General features: G+C 66.3%; 11 protein-coding genes. All 11 read left to right on the top strand.

The genetic code is table 11. From position 1 onward, the window contains the following. Positions 1-7: 7 nt before the first annotated feature. The 11 genes from tssC to J2W23_RS29140 all read left to right on the top strand — a co-directional run bounded on the left by tssC (position 8) and on the right by J2W23_RS29140 (position 15,916). Positions 8-1,516, top strand: a complete 1,509-nt coding sequence (gene tssC / locus J2W23_RS29190) for a type VI secretion system contractile sheath large subunit (protein WP_307651221.1) — start codon at positions 8-10, stop codon at positions 1,514-1,516. 45 nt (positions 1,517-1,561) lie between these two features. Then, on the top strand, positions 1,562-2,044 hold the full coding sequence (locus J2W23_RS29185) for an Hcp family type VI secretion system effector (RefSeq protein WP_280810829.1): 483 nt from the start codon (positions 1,562-1,564) through the stop codon (positions 2,042-2,044). Positions 2,045-2,213: 169 nt separating this feature from the next. Continuing rightward, positions 2,214-3,077: a type VI secretion system accessory protein TagJ gene (locus J2W23_RS29180; protein WP_307651220.1), complete on the top strand. Its 864-nt coding sequence runs from the start codon at positions 2,214-2,216 to the stop codon at positions 3,075-3,077. Continuing rightward, positions 3,074-3,637 (top strand): type VI secretion system baseplate subunit TssE, encoded by a 564-nt coding sequence (tssE, locus tag J2W23_RS29175; protein ID WP_307651219.1) that lies wholly within the window; start codon positions 3,074-3,076, stop codon positions 3,635-3,637. Before J2W23_RS29180 ends, tssE begins: the two co-directional genes overlap by 4 nt. Beyond that, positions 3,637-5,508 carry a type VI secretion system baseplate subunit TssF gene (gene tssF / locus J2W23_RS29170; protein ID WP_307651218.1) on the top strand — a complete coding sequence of 624 codons (1,872 nt, stop codon included), beginning with the start codon at positions 3,637-3,639 and terminating at the stop codon, positions 5,506-5,508. Before tssE ends, tssF begins: the two co-directional genes overlap by 1 nt. Beyond that, a complete protein-coding gene (tssG, locus tag J2W23_RS29165; RefSeq protein WP_307651217.1) occupies positions 5,505-6,701 on the top strand; it encodes a type VI secretion system baseplate subunit TssG in 1,197 nt (398 codons plus the stop codon). The genes tssF and tssG overlap by 4 nt, the downstream gene beginning before the upstream one ends. Continuing rightward, complete coding sequence (gene tssH, locus J2W23_RS29160; protein ID WP_307651216.1) at positions 6,698-9,442, top strand: type VI secretion system ATPase TssH; 2,745 nt, start codon at positions 6,698-6,700, stop codon at positions 9,440-9,442. Before tssG ends, tssH begins: the two co-directional genes overlap by 4 nt. 24 nt (positions 9,443-9,466) lie before the next feature. After that, a complete protein-coding gene (locus tag J2W23_RS29155; protein WP_307651215.1) occupies positions 9,467-11,854 on the top strand; it encodes a type VI secretion system Vgr family protein in 2,388 nt (795 codons plus the stop codon). Further along, a complete protein-coding gene (locus J2W23_RS29150; protein ID WP_176656949.1) occupies positions 11,854-12,321 on the top strand; it encodes a hypothetical protein in 468 nt (155 codons plus the stop codon). Before J2W23_RS29155 ends, J2W23_RS29150 begins: the two co-directional genes overlap by 1 nt. Before the next feature lie 5 nt (positions 12,322-12,326). Further along, complete coding sequence (locus tag J2W23_RS29145) at positions 12,327-14,870, top strand: DUF2169 family type VI secretion system accessory protein (RefSeq protein WP_307651253.1); 2,544 nt, start codon at positions 12,327-12,329, stop codon at positions 14,868-14,870. Next, positions 14,867-15,916 carry a pentapeptide repeat-containing protein gene (locus tag J2W23_RS29140; RefSeq protein WP_176656951.1) on the top strand — a complete coding sequence of 350 codons (1,050 nt, stop codon included), beginning with the start codon at positions 14,867-14,869 and terminating at the stop codon, positions 15,914-15,916. The genes J2W23_RS29145 and J2W23_RS29140 overlap by 4 nt, the downstream gene beginning before the upstream one ends. Positions 15,917-15,931 lie beyond the last annotated feature (15 nt).

The following is a 15,931-nucleotide window of genomic DNA, read 5'->3' as shown; positions in this document are numbered from 1 at the left end:
ATCCACCATGAGCACCGCACCGAAACAGACAGCGCGCGCACAGGCCATCACGGTCGAGGCGCTTGCGCCGAACGAGTTCTCCGACCTCCTGCAGCGCGAGTTCAAACCCAAGACCGAGCAAGCGCGCGAGGCGGTGCAGAACGCCGTCAAGACGCTCGCCGTGCAGGCGCTGGAGAGCACGGTCACCATCTCCAACGATGCCTATCGCACGGTTCAGGGCATCATCACCGAGATTGACCGAAAGCTTTCCGAGCAGATCAACGAGATCCTGCACCACGAGGACTTCCAGCAGCTCGAGGGCGCGTGGCGTGGCCTGCATTACTTGGTGAACAACACCGAGACCGACGAGCAACTCAAGATCCGCGTGATGTGCGCGTCCAAGCGCGAAGTGGCGCGTTCGCTCAAGCGCCACAAGGGCATTGGCTGGGACCAGAGCCCGCTGTTCAAGAAAGTCTACGAAGCCGAATACGGCCAGTTCGGCGGCGAACCCTTCGGCGCGCTGATCGGCGACTTCCACTTCGACCACAGCCCGCCCGATGTCGAGATGCTGGGCGAGATGGCCAAGATCGCCGCGGCCGCGCACTGCCCCTTCATCGCCGGCGCATCCCCCACCGTGATGCAGATGGACTCGTGGCAGGAACTGTCGAACCCGCGCGACCTCACCAAGATCTTCCAGAACACCGAGCACACCGCATGGCGCTCGCTGCGCGAATCGGAAGATGCGCGCTACATCGGCCTGGCCATGCCGCGCTTCCTGGCGCGCCTGCCGTATGGCGCGCGCACCAACCCGGTCGATGAATTCGAATTCGAGGAAGAAACCGATTCGGCTGCGCACACCCGCTACACCTGGGCCAACTCGGCCTATGCGATGGGCGTGAACATCAACCGCTCGTTCAAGCAGTACGGCTGGTGCACCTCGATCCGCGGCGTGGAGTCGGGCGGCGCGGTGGAGAACCTGCCCACCCACACCTTCCCGACCGACGACGGCGGCGTGGACATGAAGTGCCCCACCGAGATCGCCATCAGCGACCGGCGCGAGGCCGAACTCGCCAAGAACGGCTTCATGCCGCTGGTGCACCGCAAGAACTCCGACTTCGCGGCCTTCATCGGCGCGCAGTCGCTGCAGCAGCCCGCCGAGTACTACGACGCCGACGCCACGGCCAACGCGAACCTCGCGGCGCGCCTGCCGTACCTGTTCGCATGCTGCCGCTTCGCGCACTACCTCAAGTGCATCGTGCGGGACAAGATCGGTTCGTTCCGCGAGCGCGAGGACATGGAGCGCTGGCTCAACGACTGGATCATGAACTATGTGGACGGCAGCCCTGGCACATCGTCGCAGGACACGAAGGCAATGAAGCCGCTGGCAGCCGCGGAGGTCCAGGTGGAAGCCATCGAGGACAACCCCGGCTACTACGCCGCCAAGTTTTTTCTCCGGCCGCACTATCAGCTCGAAGGGCTGACGGTTTCCTTGCGGCTGGTTTCGAAGCTGCCGTCCAACAAGAAGGACAGCAGCTAAATCAACGGTGCTCCACGAGGGCGCAAATAACTTTGGGGGTTAATCATGGCAGTAGACATGTTCATGCGCGTTGAGGGCGCGAACGGCGAATCCAAGGACTCGAACCACAAGGATTGGAGCGATATCAAGTCGTTCGCGTGGGGTGCAACGCAGCCTGGCAACATGGTCAGCGGCGGTGGCGGCGGTGTGGGCAAGGCCAGCTTCAACGACCTGCAGGTGCTCGCGCGCATCGACAAGGCAGCGCCTTCCATCTTGAAGAACTGCGCAAGCGGCAAGCACCTGAGCAAGGTCGAGGTGTCGCTGTGCAAGGCCGGCGGCACGCAGATCGAATACACGCGCGTCACGCTCGAGGAAGTGCTGGTCACCTCGGTGCAGTACACGGCAGAGCAGGGCGGCGATGCGGTGCTGGTGCAGTTCGCGTTCCAGGCCGCCAAGGTCAAGCAGCAGTACTGGGAACAGACCGACAAGGGCGGCAAGGGCGCCGAGACGGTGCTGGCCTGGAACCTCAAGGAAAACAAGGAGGGCTGAGCCTTCGAGGAAAACAAGGAAGGCGGAGCCTTCCTGTTGTCGTCATGCCGGGGGCGGGCCGCGCGAGCAACTCGCGCGCCGATGCAAAGAAGGCCCGCCTTCCAGCCAAGGATCGATCACCACCGCACGGCGCACGCGCCGTGCGCGAGTCAGTCAATGAGGAAGCTTCATGGGAGATGGGTTTGCAGTCCTGGGCGAGCGCTCCGTGGCCGAGCACACCGAATGGGTGCAGCGGCAGATCCGCGCCAGCCCCCAGAACGCCAGCCTGCGCCTTGCCCTGTGCCACTTCCTCGCGCTGCGTGGCGAGTGGCAGCGGGCCGAAGACCAACTCAAGCTCGCGGCGAAGATCGATCCCTCTTTCGCGCCGGCGAGTGCCACCTGCGCGATGGCGCTGGCGGCCGAGCGCCACCGCACCGAATTCTGGAATGGCGGCCGCGCGCCGGCCATCGTTGCCGGCCAGGCCGCCTGGGTCGACGGGCTCATTGCCGCTGCGGCGCTGCCGCCCGAACAGGCCGATGAAGCGGCTGCATTGCGCGAAGCGGCGCGAGAGGATGCGCCCGCGTCGCAAGGCATGCTGAGCGTTGTCGACCGGTCCGATGCGCGCGCCGTGGAGGCCATCGACGGCGAGCCGGTCGAGACCGCCGAGTTCGCATGGCTCTGCGACGGCGACGTGCGCATCGGTGCCGTGCTGGAACTCCTCACGCTTTCGGGCTATGCATGGCTGCCGCTGCATGCGGTGCGCCGCCTCAAATTCAAACGTCCGCAGCATCTGGTCGATCTGCTGTGGGCGCCGGCCGAGATCGTGCTGCACGATGGCCGCGGGCTCAACGGCCTGGTGCCGGTGCGCTATCCGGGCAAGCTCGACGGGCTCGACGATGAAACCACCCTGGGCCGCCGCACCGACTGGCTGCCGCTGGCGGGTGAGGAGCAGTACGCGGGCGTTGGCCAGCGCACGCTCATCAGCGAGGCTGGCGACCATTCGCTGCTCGATGTTCGGCTCGTCGAATTCGATGGGGAGGGTTGCGCACCGTGAGCACCACGCTGCCCGCCAGCCGTTCTGCCTCGCTCGACATCGATGGCGATCTGCAGGAAAGCGTCGCGCGTGACCGCCTGCAACCCGTGCTGCTCGACCGCCTGACCGACAAGCAGCCGCAGAGCCGGCAGGAGCGCGCGGGCAGCTTCCTCATGAGCGGAAAGCTGCTGCGCGACTCCGTGCTGCGGGATCTGCAGTGGCTGCTCAACACCACCAACTTCGGCGCGGAGCACAACATCAACGCCATGCCGCGCGCGCGGCGTTCGGTCGTCAACTACGGCGTGCGCGGCTGGGCCGGCGGGCGCATGTCCGAGGTCGACTTCGCTGACGTCGAGGCCGCCATCCGCGCCTCGATCATCGATTTCGAGCCTCGCATCATGAAGGACAGCATCGACGTGCGCTGCGTGACCGATGCGACCGACCTCGAACACCACAACCTGCTCGCGCTGGAGATCCGCGGCACGCTGTGGTCGGTGCCTTACCCCATCGAATTCATCCTGCGGTCGGAGCTCGACCTCGAAAGCGGCCACATGATCCTGCGGCCGACGGGAGGACTCTGATGGATGCGCGACTGCTCGACTACTACAACCGCGAGCTCACCTACATGCACGAGCTCGGGGCCGAGTTCGCGCAGCGCTATCCGAAGATCGCGGGTCGCCTCGGCATGCGCGGCATCGAAGTCAGCGACCCGTATGTCGAACGCCTGCTCGAAGGCTTCAGCTTTCTCACGGCGCGCATCCAGCTCAAGATGGATGCGGAGTTCCCGCGCTTCTCGCAGCGCCTGCTGGAGGTGGTGTACCCCAACTTCCTCGCGCCGCTGCCCGCGATGGCGGTGGTGCAGATCGACGGCAACCTCAACGAAGGCTCGCTGAAGGCGGGTTACGAACTGCCGCGCCACACCATCCTGCGCGGCCGCATGATCAAGGGCGAGCAGACGGCCTGCGAGTTCCGCACCGGCCACGCCGTGACGCTGTGGCCCATCAGGATCACCGAGGCCAGCATCGGCCCGGTGCCGGCGGAGATCGGCCATGCGATGCCGATGGTGGCGCGCCAGGCCAAGAGCGCGATCACCATCAAGCTCGAAGCGGTGGGCGGCGCCAGGTTCTCCGAGATGCCGCTCGACCGGCTGGAGTTCTTTCTCTCGGGCGCCGAGTTGCATGCGCTGCGCGTGCTCGAACTGGTGGCGCACCACAGCGTGGGCACCGTGTGCCGCAGCGGACCGGGCGCCACGGCGCGCATCGTGCCGCTGGGCGACGAGGCCATCCGGCACGAAGGCTTCGACCCCGACCAGGCGCTGCTGCCCTACGACGCGCGCTCGTTCCAGGGCTACCGGCTGCTGCACGAGTACTTCGCCTTTCCCGAGCGCTACCTGTTCTTCAGCGTGAAGAACCTGCGCGCCGCCGTCTCGGCCATCGGCGGCAGCACGATGGAGATCGTGATCCTGCTGGACCGCGCCGACGGCGATCTGGAGCGGCTGGTGGACGCCAAGCACTTCTCGCTCTTCTGTACGCCCATCATCAACCTCGTGCCGCGCCGCAGCGACCGCATTCCGGTCGGGCCGGGCCAGCACGAGCACCATGCGGTGATCGACCGCACGCGGCCGCGCGACTTCGAGATTTTCACCGTCGAGCGCGTCACCGGCCACATGGCCAACGGCTCGGAGGAGCGCGAGTTCCGCCCCTTCCTCGGCTCGTTCGCGACCGACGACGGCGACTTCGGCGCCTACTTCTCGCTGCGCCGCGAACCGCGCCTGGTGTCCGACCGCGCACGCGCGCAGGGCACGCGCACCAGCTACACCGGCAGCGAGGTCTACGTGTCGCTGGTGGACCAGAACGACGCGCCGTTTCCGCACAGCCTGAGGCACATCACGCTCGATGCGCTGTGCACCAACCGCGACCTGCCATTGCTGCTGCCGACGGGGCTCGAATCGGACTTCACGCTGCGCATCTCGGCGCCCGTGCGCTCGATCCGCATTCTGCGCGGCCCGTCGCGACCCTATCCGGCGCTCGCGGAAGGCGCGCTCACCTGGCGGCTCATCAGCCACCTGGGTCTCAACTACCTGAGCCTGACCGACGTCGATGCAGCACAGGGCGCCGCGGCGCTGCGCGAGATGCTCGACCTCTACGGCAACCTGGCCGACCCTGCGGTACGCCGCCAAATTCAGGGCGTGCGCTCGATGGCGCTGGCGCCGGTGTTTCGCCGCTTGCCCGAGCCGGGGCCCATCGTCTTCGGGCGCGGCGTGGAGGTGGCGCTCAAGATCGACGAGGTCGCGTTTTCCGGCGCGAGCCCGTATCTTTTCGGCGCGGTGCTGGAGCAGTTCTTCAGCCGCCACGTTTCGCTCAATGCCTTCACCGAGTTCGCGCTCTCCAGCCTGCAGCGCGGCGAAATCGCACGCTGGACCCCCCGGGTCGGGCGCCGCCCCACCGTATGAGTGCAGCCGGCTTCTCCGACGACATGCAGCAGGCCACGCAGGCGGTGGGCGAGAAGCTGTTCGAGGCGCATTCGTTCGACGAACCCGCTGGCCACGAGACGCCGGAGATCGCGACGACGGGCCGCCGCGATGCGCTGCTGGCCGACCCGGCGCTGTGGGCTGGCCTGGTCGATCAACCCTTCGAGCACGACCTGTTCATGCTGCTGCGCCGCCTCGACGCGCACGGCGACCATCCGCTGCTGGGCCGTGCGCCACGCCCCTCGGACGAGCCGCTGCGCCTCGGGCAGGAGCCCTCGATGGCCTTCGCGCCGTCGAACGTGTCGGGCGTCGATGTCGACGGCGCCGGGCCGCCGCGCATCTCGATCTACGGCTTCGGCTTGTTCGGCCCCAACGGCCCGCTGCCGCTGCACCTGACCGAGTACGCGCGCGAACGCAAGCGCCACCACAACGACCACACGCTCAGCGCATTCGCCGACCTGTTCCACCACCGGCTCATCCTGCTGTTCTACCGGGCCTGGGCCGATGCGCAGTCGGTCAACAGCCTGGACCGCCCCGACGGCCACCGCTTCGTCGACTACGTGGCGAGCCTCATGAACATGGGGCAGCCGGGCCTGAAGGAACGCGACCGCATTGCCGACCATGCGCGCACCTTCATGGCGGGCCACCTCGTGCGCCAAACGCGCAACCCCGAGGGGCTGATCCAGATCCTGCGCCTGTACTTCGACGTGCCCGTGCGCGTCGAGGAATTCGTGAGCGACTGGGTGATGATCGACGAGCGCCAGGTGAGTCGGCTCGGCCTCTTCGGGCGTAACCACCAGCTCGGCGGCGGCGCCACCATCGGCTTGGCGGTGCGCGATGCACAGAGCAAATTCCGCCTCGAACTCGGCCCGCTTTCCCAGCAGCAGTTCCGCGAATTCCTGCCGGGCAGCCGCCGGTTGCAGCAGGTGGTCGACTGGGTGCGGCAGTACGTCGGCATCGAGTTCGCCTGGGAGCTGCGGCTCGTGCTCAAGAAAGAGGAGGCGCGCGGCATGCAACTGGGCAGCGACCAGCGCCTCGGCTGGGGCACCTGGGTCGGCACGCGCCTGTCGGACACCGATGCTGGAGACATGCTGTTCGAGCCCGAGGCGCTGTATCCCCGCAACGCATCGGCGGCCGGAGTGCCTGCCGAGTCCGCATCTTCCATGGCCCTATGACCGACATCCGCCGCGTCTCTCTCTTCTCCAAGCTGAACCCGATGCTCTACAAGGCATTGGAGACCGCCACCGCCTTTGCCAAGCTGCGCGGCAATGCGTACGTGGAGCTCGTGCACTGGCTGCACCAGATCCTGCAACTGCAGGACAGCGACATGCTGCACATCATCAAGCGCGCGGGGCTCAACCTCGATGCGGTGGAACAAGACCTCGTGCGCGCGCTCGACCGCCTGCCGCATGGCGCGACGTCGATCAGCGACATCTCCGAGCACGTGGACAACGCCGTCGAACGCGCGTGGGTGTATGCGAGCCTGCGCTTCGAGGCCACGTCGATCCGCGGCGCGTATCTCCTGGCCGGCATCATCAAGACGCCGGGGCTGCGCCAGGTGCTCTCGGGCATTTCGCGTGAGTTCGACAAGATCGTGCCTGACGTGCTGGTGGCCCAGCTCGCCGCGTGGACCGAAGGCTCGCCCGAAGACGAGTACGACGTCGCACCGAACGTCGGCTCGGGCGACGGCGCGCCGGCCGTGCAACACCAAGGCGATGGCGCGCCGGCTGGCGGTTCGGCGCTCGCGAAGTATGCGAGCGACCTCACGGCCAAGGCGCGTGCGGGCGAGCTCGATCCGGTCTACGGCCGCGACGACGAAATCCGCCAGATCATCGACATCCTCATGCGCCGCCGGCAGAACAACCCGCTGCTCACCGGCGAGGCCGGCGTGGGCAAGACGGCGGTGATCGAAGGCCTGGCCTCGCGCCTCGCCGCGGGCGACGTGCCGCCATCGCTCAAGGACGTGTCGCTGTGGGTGCTCGACCCCACGCTGCTGCAGGCCGGCGCGGGCGTGAAGGGCGAGTTCGAGCAGCGGCTGCGCCAGGTGATCGACGAGGTCGAGAAGAGCCCCAAGCCCATCGTGCTGTTCGTCGACGAGGTGCACACCCTGGTTGGCGCGGGCGGCACGGCCGGAACCGGCGATGCGGCCAACCTGCTCAAGCCCGCGCTCGCACGCGGGCGGTTGCGCACCATCGGCGCGACCACCTGGTCGGAGTACAAGAAATACATCGAGAAAGACCCGGCGCTCACGCGGCGCTTCCAGACCATCCAGGTGCACGAGCCCACCGAGCCCAAGGCGGTGGTCATGCTGCGCGGCATTTCGGCGGAGTTGGAGAGGCATCACGGCGTGCTGATCCTCGATGCCGCGCTCGAAGCGGCGGTGAGCCTGTCGCACCGCTACATTCCCGCGCGGCAGTTGCCCGACAAGGCGGTGAGCCTGCTCGACACGGCGTGCGCGCGCGTGGCGTTGAGCCAGCACGCGCTGCCCGCCGCGCTCGAAGACCTGCAGCGGCGCATCGAGGTGCTGGGCATCGAGTCCGGCATCGCGGGGCGCGAGGCAGCCATCGGTGTGGGCGAGCATCAGCGCGTCGAGGACATCGCGGCCCAAGTGGCTGCCGCACAGGCCGAACTCGATCTGCTGGAGCAGCGGCGCGTGGAAGAGAGCGCGCTGGTCGAGCGCATCGTGGCGCTGCGCAAACTGCTTTCGCCCGCGGCGGTGCCAGTGCAGCTCGAAACCGAAGAAGATGGCGACCCGGTCGGCGAAGCACCGCAAATGCAAGCCGATACCGAACCTGGCGAGCCCGCCAAACCCGAACGCACGCCCGAAGAAATTCTCACTGAACTCAACGAGGCGCAAGACCAGCTCGTGCAACTGCAAGGCGAATCGCCGCTCATCCTCGCCGCCGTCGATGCGCAGGCCGTTGCCACCGTCGTGGCCGACTGGACCGGCATTCCCATCGGCCGCATGGTGCGCGACGATGCGCAGTCGGTGCTGCGCCTGGGCGAGATCCTGTCGGCCCGCGTGGTGGCCCAGCCCGATGCGCTGGAGACGATTTCGCGGCGCATCCGCACTGCGCGCGCGCGGCTGGACAACCCCAACAAGCCGGTCGGCGTGTTCCTGCTGTGCGGTCCCTCGGGCGTCGGCAAGACAGAGACCGCGCTCGCGCTTTCAGAAGCGCTGTACGGCGGCGAGCAGAACCTCGTGACTATCAACATGAGCGAGTTCCAGGAGTCGCACACCGTCTCCACGTTGAAGGGGGCGCCTCCGGGCTACGTGGGCTATGGCGAAGGCGGCGTGCTCACCGAGGCCGTGCGCCGCAGGCCCTACAGCGTGGTGCTGCTCGACGAGATCGAGAAGGCGCACACCGACGTGCACGAGATCTTCTTTCAGGTGTTCGACAAGGGCTGGATGGAAGACGGAGAAGGCCGCCACATCGACTTTCGCAACACCGTGATCATCATGACCTCCAACGTCGGCACCGACCTGGTCATGCAGCTGTGCGAAGACCCGATCCTGCGCCCGGACCCCGAACCTCTTGCAGCGGCGCTGCGCGAACCGCTGCTCAAGGTTTTTGCACCCGCGCTGCTCGGGCGGCTGGTTGTAGTGCCTTATTACCCGTTGCAGGCCGATGCGTTGCATCGCATCATCCGTCTTCAACTCGACCGCATCGCCGCGCGGCTCGCGGCGAATCACGGGATTACTTTGGATTACAACGACAGCGCCGTGGAACTTGTGGCGCGCCGCTGTACCGCCATAGAGTCGGGTGGCCGGATGATCGATGCGATCCTCACGCACACCATCCTGCCCCGATTGAGCGAGGAAGTCATCGGCGCCACCGTCAGTGCGCGCAAGCTCGCCGCCGTGCAGCTGAGCGCGGTGGGCGACGACTTTCACTATGAATTTTCTGAACGCTAGCCGAAGAAGGAAAGGGAGCGCGCCATGGACAGAGTCGTCAAAGCCCACACACCGCTTGGAGAGGACCAGCTGCTGTTTCGCTCGATGCACGGCAACGAAGGGCTCTCGCAGCTGTTCGAGTTCGAGGTCGACCTGCTCAGCCCGAACACCTCGGTCGACATGAAGGCCGTGCTCGGCAAACCGCTCACGCTGGAGATCGTCACCCTCAACGGCACGCCGCGCTACCTCAACGGCCAGATCACACGCTTCACCATGATCGGCCGCGAGGAGAGTTCCTCGCGCTACGTGGTGTACCGTGCGCTCGTGCAGCCATGGCTCTGGTATCTCACGCGTACCAGCGACTGCAAGATCTTCCAGAACAAATCGGTCGTCGACATCCTGGACGAGGTCTTGGGCGAGTACGGATTCGCTTTCGAGAAGAAGCTCAGCGCCACTTACCGTCAGCGCGACTACTCCGTGCAATACCAGGAGACGGACTTCGCATTCGTGAGCCGGCTCATGGAGCACGAAGGCATCTACTACTACTTCAAGCACGAGAAGAAGCAGCACATCCTGGTGCTCGCCGACGACATGGGTGCGCACGAGACGCTGCCCGGTTATCCGCGCATCGGCTACCTTGCCACCGATCGGGGAGGGGAGCAGGGCCGTGAAGTGATCGACCAGTGGGAGGTGACGGAAGAGATTCGCCCGGGCACCTTCGTGGTGGACGACTTCGACTTCAAGAAGCCCAAGGCCGACCTGCTCAACACCCGCAGCCAGCCTCGGGGCAACGACCACGGCCAGTACGAGATGTACGAGTGGCTCGGCGGCTACAGCGATGCCGGGCAGGGCGAGCATTACGCGCGCATCCGCCTGGAGGAGGCGCAGGCGCAGGCTGAAGTCGACACGGGCCACTGCAATGTGCGCGGCATGGCCCCCGGCTACTGCTTCAGGATGCAGAACGCGCCGCGCGACGAGGACAACAAGGAATACCTGATCGTCTCGGTCACCTACAACCTGCGCGAAGGCGGCTACGCAACCGGTGCGGCGCAAGGCCTGTACAGCTTCAATTTCGGCGTGCAGCCCACGTCGTTCCCGTTCCGTGCACCGCGCGTCACGCGGATGCCGACCACGCACGGGCCGCAGACCGCCACGGTTGTCGGCCCCCCTGGCGAAGACATCTGGATCGACAAGTACGGACGCGTGAAAGTGCAGTTCCGATGGGACCGCTACGGGCAGCGCAACGAAGACAGCTCGTGCTGGGTGCGCGTGTCGAGCGCGTGGGCGGGCTCCAACTTCGGCGCCGTGAACCATCCGCGCGTGGGGCAGGAGGTCATCGTGGATTTCATCGCCGGTTGCCCCGACCGGCCGATCATCATCGGTCGCGTCTACAACGCCGACCAGATGCCGCCGCTCGAGCTGCCGGCCAAGGCGACGGTCAGCGGCTTCATCAGCCGCACCATCAAGGGCGACGGCGAGCTGGCCAACCACTTCGTCATCGACGACGACCCGGGGTGCGAGTCGATCAAGATCCATGCGCAGAAGGACTTCACGCTGGAGGTCGAGAACAACGAGCTGCATACGGTGGACGGCGAACGCACCACTTTCATCAAAGGCGCCGATACCTACACCGGCGACACCTCGCTGGACGAGACCATCAACGGGCCGCACACGCTGACGGTCAACGAGGGCGGTCCGCAGAAGATCACCGTCAACGGGGGCGACCAGTTCATCAAGGTCAACGGCGGCACTCAGGACGTCTATGTGGATGGAGAACAGATCATCCACGTGACGGGGCAACGTACGGACACGGTGGACGACGGCGAGAAGCGATACATCAAGCCTTTCTCCTGGGAGCAGGTCACGGGCACGAGGTACCTGAATGTCACACAGCACACCTTCGAGGAACTGAAGAGCAAACACACGAAGGCTTCCGAGTATTTGTCCGAGACCAGCGATACCTATCGCAGCATCGTCACGGGCTCTTATTACCAGGCAGACATTGGTAGCACTTACACCGTGGACACCAAGGGTGACATCACTTTCAGGGCGCCGGGCAAGAACTGGCTGGTCGAAGCCGACAAGATCACCCACAGCTCCAATCAGAACGAGGTGAAGTACCGCACTGGCGTGACCACCGAGGCTGGCGGCTATATACGGTCGCATTCCAAAGATGAAACCGTCACCAAGTCGGACGGCCGCATCGAGTCGAAGGCACCCGACATCCGAACGGATGCGACCAGCAGCCTGACCGTCTGGGCGAAGAACAACTACACGTTCACGCAGATATTTGCGTTGAACATCGGGCAGATGCTCTTCGACATGAAGACGGCCAAGATGAACGTGTCGGGTCTCAATATCGCGTTGGACTCCATTGCCTGCAGTCTCGCCATCTGCCGCAACAACACGTCTGCGCTTCACATGTACTGGTGATGAACAGTCGCCACGTTGTCTGGTGGGTGAGCGGGGTGTCGATGGCGATGCTGCTCGTGGGCGGGCTGTTCTTTGCGGGTGTCGATCAACCCTCCCCGACGGCGTATGCCGTTTTTGCGGCAGCGCTGGGTGTCATCGTCGTATCGTCCATTCTCCTGAGCTATCTTCTCGTCGTCTCGAAGCGACGCAAGCCTGTGGTCCATGAAACGCTGCCGGCGCGTGTGCTGGACGCACGATCGAACAACACGATGGTCCTGAACCAGTACCTGATCTGGCTCACGGTCGAATTCGTCGAGGCGGACGGAACGAGGCGCCAGTTGAAGGTCGAGCAGGCCGTCGACCTGATCGACATGGCGGGCTATGCGCGCGGCCGCGAGGTGCTTCTGCATCGAGGCAGTAGCGGCGGCAAGCCGGTCGTCTGGGTCAGCCAGCCCGATCCGTTCGTCGACAAAGGAGCCGCCGTTTGAGGACCGTGAAGCCGATCCACCTGAGCATGCTCACGCATCCGTACCGCTGGCAGCGCAGCGACCACCTCGGGGTCGCGGTGATGGCCATGAGCACCCTGGGCGACAACCCGCACCTGGTGCTGGAGCAGGAGCTGTGGAAAAGCACGGCCGAACTCATCGGCCCCGGCGCAGTGCTCGACCTCGGCGTGCCGAAGCTGGTGCCCGAGGTGCTGGTCAGCGGCTACGCGTACACGAGCTACCAGCAGGACAAGACCAGCTGCGCGGTGAAGCTGCAGATCGCCGGGCTGCAGAAAACCCTCACGGTCCACGGCGACCGCTACTGGCTCGACCGCCGGGCCACGCCGCCGCAGCCCTTCGAGAAGATGCCGCTCGATTGGCAGCACGCCTACGGCGGCCCCGGCGTGCCGGAAAACCCCCTGGGCATGGGCACGGTCGAGGAGCTGGTCAACGGCGTGCGCGCCACGCGGCTCGCACACATCGAAACGCCGGGCCGGCAACCCGCGTCGCCGAGGCAGGCCGTGCCGCCCGCGGGCTTCGGCGCGATCCCGCCCGACTGGCCACAGCGCGCGTCGCTGATGGGCACGCAGTACGGCCAGGCGTGGCTCGAGAACGACTACCCGGGTCTCGCCAAGGACGCCGACTGGCGCCATTTCAATGCGGCGTCCGCCGACCAGCGCTGGGAAGGGCTGCAGGAAGTGCCGACCGGCGCGGCCTACGAACTCTGGAACATGCATCCGGACATTCCGGTGCTGCGCGGCCAGTTGCCGCGCTGGCAGGCCCGTTGCTTCGTGCAGCACACGCCGAGCGGCCCCGAATTGCGCGAGGTACCGCTGCGCCTGAGCACGGTCTGGTTCTTTCCGCATCTCGAACGGATGGTGCTCATCTGGCATGGCGCGTTCCCGGTCACGCAGGACGATGCAGCCGACGTGCCATTGGGCATGGCAGCGCTGGAGCGCATGGACGACACGCCACGCACCCTGGCGCACTACGAGTCGGTGCTCAAGCTGCGCTCGCAGCCCGAACGTGGCAGCCTGCACGCGATGCGCGATAAGGACCTGGCGCCCCAAGAAGTACTGAGCGACTGGGCCGACACCTTTCCGGCGACGCCCAACGAACCGATCGTGCGCAACCTGCGTGCGGGGCAACAGCGCGACCACGAACAACGGCGCGAGGAACTGCGTGCGCGCGGCCTGGACCCGGAGGCGCACCTGCCCGCGCTGGCGCCGCCGGAAGCGATGCCGCACATCGATGACCTGGCCGAGCATCTGGACCGGATGGAGGCGAAAGGCCGCGACGCCAGGGCTCAGATGGAGGCGTTCGCCACCCAGATGGGCGCCGGTGTGCTCTCCCTCGATGCGCTGGGCGTCGAGCCGTCCCCCACAAAAGAAGACCCAGAAGATGCGGACGACGCGCAGGACGATCCACTTGTGCTGCCCGTGCCGCCGCCGGCCGATACCGCGTCGGCGATGCGCCAGCAGGCCGCCCTGCATTCGGCCCACCTGTCGAGTCCTCGGCCGCCTGCGTCCTCCTTCCGTTCCGCCAAGTGGCGCCGGCGGCTCGAAGCCGTCGACCCGTCGCAGCGCGACTTCTCACGGCTCAATCTCACCGGCGTCGACCTGTCCGGCATGGACCTGCGCGGCGCACGCTTTGTGGAGGCTGTGCTGCAAGACACGAACCTGCGTGGCGCGCAGCTCGACGACTGCGATTTCTCGCAAGCCGTGCTCGTGCGGGCGGACCTGAGCCAGGCCTCGATGGTGCGGGCGAAGCTCGTCAAGACCAACCTGGGCAGTGCCCGCTGCGAGCAGACCGTCTTCGACGAGGCCGAACTGCGCGAAGCCAGCTGCACCCAGACGCGCTTCGACGGTTGCCGCATGGTGGGCACGCGCTTCGAGCTCGCGCAACTCGGTGAGGCGACGCTGCGGCGCTGCGACCTCAGCCGCTCGCACTGGCAGCAGATGGTCGTGCTGCGCCTCAAGCTGGAAGACCTGCGCTTCGACGACGCGACCTTCGACCAGGTGACCTGGGTCGAATGTCGGCTGCAGAACGTGTCTTTCGTGGGCGCACGCCTGGAGCGCTGCGGCTTCGTCACCGCCGATTGTTCGAGCGGCGTCGATTTCACGAATGCGCACCTCGAAGGCAGCGGCTTCGCACACGGTTGCACGCTCGTGCAGGCCTGCTTCAGGTCGGCCTTGCTCAAGGAGTGCGGCCTGCGGACCACGCCGATGATGCAGGCCGACCTGAGCGATGCGCGCATCGACAACAGCGACCTGTCCGAGTGCGACCTGAGCCACGCGCGGCTGGACCGCATGGTGGGCGGCGACAGCCTGTTCATCCGCACCAGTTTTTCCGGGGCGTCGTTGCGCGAGGCCAACCTGATCGACGCGAACCTCGCCAAGGCCGATTTGCGTGGTGCCGACCTGACGCGCGCCAACCTGTTCCGCGCCGACGTGTCGCAGGTGCTGTTCGATCCCGCCACGCGCATGGACGGCACCTACACCAAGCATGCCAAGGTGTGGCCGGCGCGTCGACCCGAGGCGCCGACCGCATGACCCGCGATGAACTGCTCGACCACATCCGCCATGGCATTCAGGTCCGCACCGCCGACTGCCGGGGGTGGGACATGAGTGGTCTGGACCTGTCCGGGGCGATGCTCGACCACATCGACTTCAGCGGTGCCCGCTTCGCCGGCGCCAACCTGGAGGGCAGCGTGCTGACGCGATGCCGCCTGGACGGCTGCGACCTCTCGCGCAGCACGCTCGACAACGTGCAGTTCTTCAGCTGCCGGCTGCCGCAGGCAACGCTGGACGGTGCGCGGTGCGAAGGCACCAACTTCTCGGACTCGGTGCTGCCGCAGGCGAGTTTCCTGGAGGTCCATGTCGAGCGCGCGCTGTTCTTTCGCTGCGAGCTGACGCAAAGCCGCCTGCGGTCGGACCACTTCAAGCAGGTCTCCTTCGCGGAATGTGCTCTGGAGGGGATCGACTTCTCGGGTTGCGCGCTGCACTCGGTCACCTTTCATCGGCAGGACCTGACCACGGCGGTGTTCACGGGCGCGAGCTTCGACACCACGCTGTTCATCGAGTGCGACCTGACGAAGCAGCGCTTTCCCGCGCAGCGGTTCTTGCGCTGCGTGTTCACCGACAGCCGGATGGACCACGTCGATTTCGGCAACGCCGCGCTGGTGCAGTGCATCTTCAAAGGCGCCTCGCTGCGACAGGCCAACTTTGCGCACGCGGATGCGCCCAACGCGCTGTTCCCGGCGGCCGACCTGCGCGGCGCCAACCTGCAGCGCGGACGCTTCGATCGCGCCATCTGGGTGGAGGCCCTGCTCGAAGGCGCAGACCTCGGCGAGGCCCACATCCACGAGAGTGTTTTCCATCGGGCGCGTTGCAAGGGGGCCAGCTTCCGGGGGGCCAGCCTGCACGATGCCGACTTCTCCTATGCCGAGCTCGTCGATGCCGACCTGCGCGACGCGCAGTTCCTGCGCACGCGCGTGCATCGCACGGTGGAGGACGGTGCTCGGTTTTCGAGGCGCAAGGGCCTTATCGAGAGCGACCCCGAACTGCACAAGGCGCAGACGTGGTCCAAGGTTCAGTAACGGCGAATGCAGCAA

This window comes from Variovorax boronicumulans, from assembly GCF_030812215.1.
Lineage (GTDB): Bacteria > Pseudomonadota > Gammaproteobacteria > Burkholderiales > Burkholderiaceae_C > Variovorax > Variovorax boronicumulans_C.
This window is presented reverse-complemented; position numbering and strand designations above follow the sequence as displayed.

Bases quoted from the DNA above. Each gene is read 5' to 3' on its own strand.
- tssC (WP_307651221.1), top strand. From the start codon at position 8: ATGAGCACCGCACCGAAACAGACAGCGCGCGCACAGGCCATCACGGTC.
- J2W23_RS29185 (WP_280810829.1), top strand. From the start codon at position 1,562: ATGGCAGTAGACATGTTCATGCGCGTTGAGGGCGCGAACGGCGAATCC.
- J2W23_RS29180 (WP_307651220.1), top strand. From the start codon at position 2,214: ATGGGAGATGGGTTTGCAGTCCTGGGCGAGCGCTCCGTGGCCGAGCAC.
- tssF (WP_307651218.1), top strand. From the start codon at position 3,637: ATGGATGCGCGACTGCTCGACTACTACAACCGCGAGCTCACCTACATG.
- tssG (WP_307651217.1), top strand. From the start codon at position 5,505: ATGAGTGCAGCCGGCTTCTCCGACGACATGCAGCAGGCCACGCAGGCG.
- tssH (WP_307651216.1), top strand. From the start codon at position 6,698: ATGACCGACATCCGCCGCGTCTCTCTCTTCTCCAAGCTGAACCCGATG.
- J2W23_RS29155 (WP_307651215.1), top strand. From the start codon at position 9,467: ATGGACAGAGTCGTCAAAGCCCACACACCGCTTGGAGAGGACCAGCTG.
- J2W23_RS29150 (WP_176656949.1), top strand. From the start codon at position 11,854: ATGAACAGTCGCCACGTTGTCTGGTGGGTGAGCGGGGTGTCGATGGCG.
- J2W23_RS29140 (WP_176656951.1), top strand. From the start codon at position 14,867: ATGACCCGCGATGAACTGCTCGACCACATCCGCCATGGCATTCAGGTC.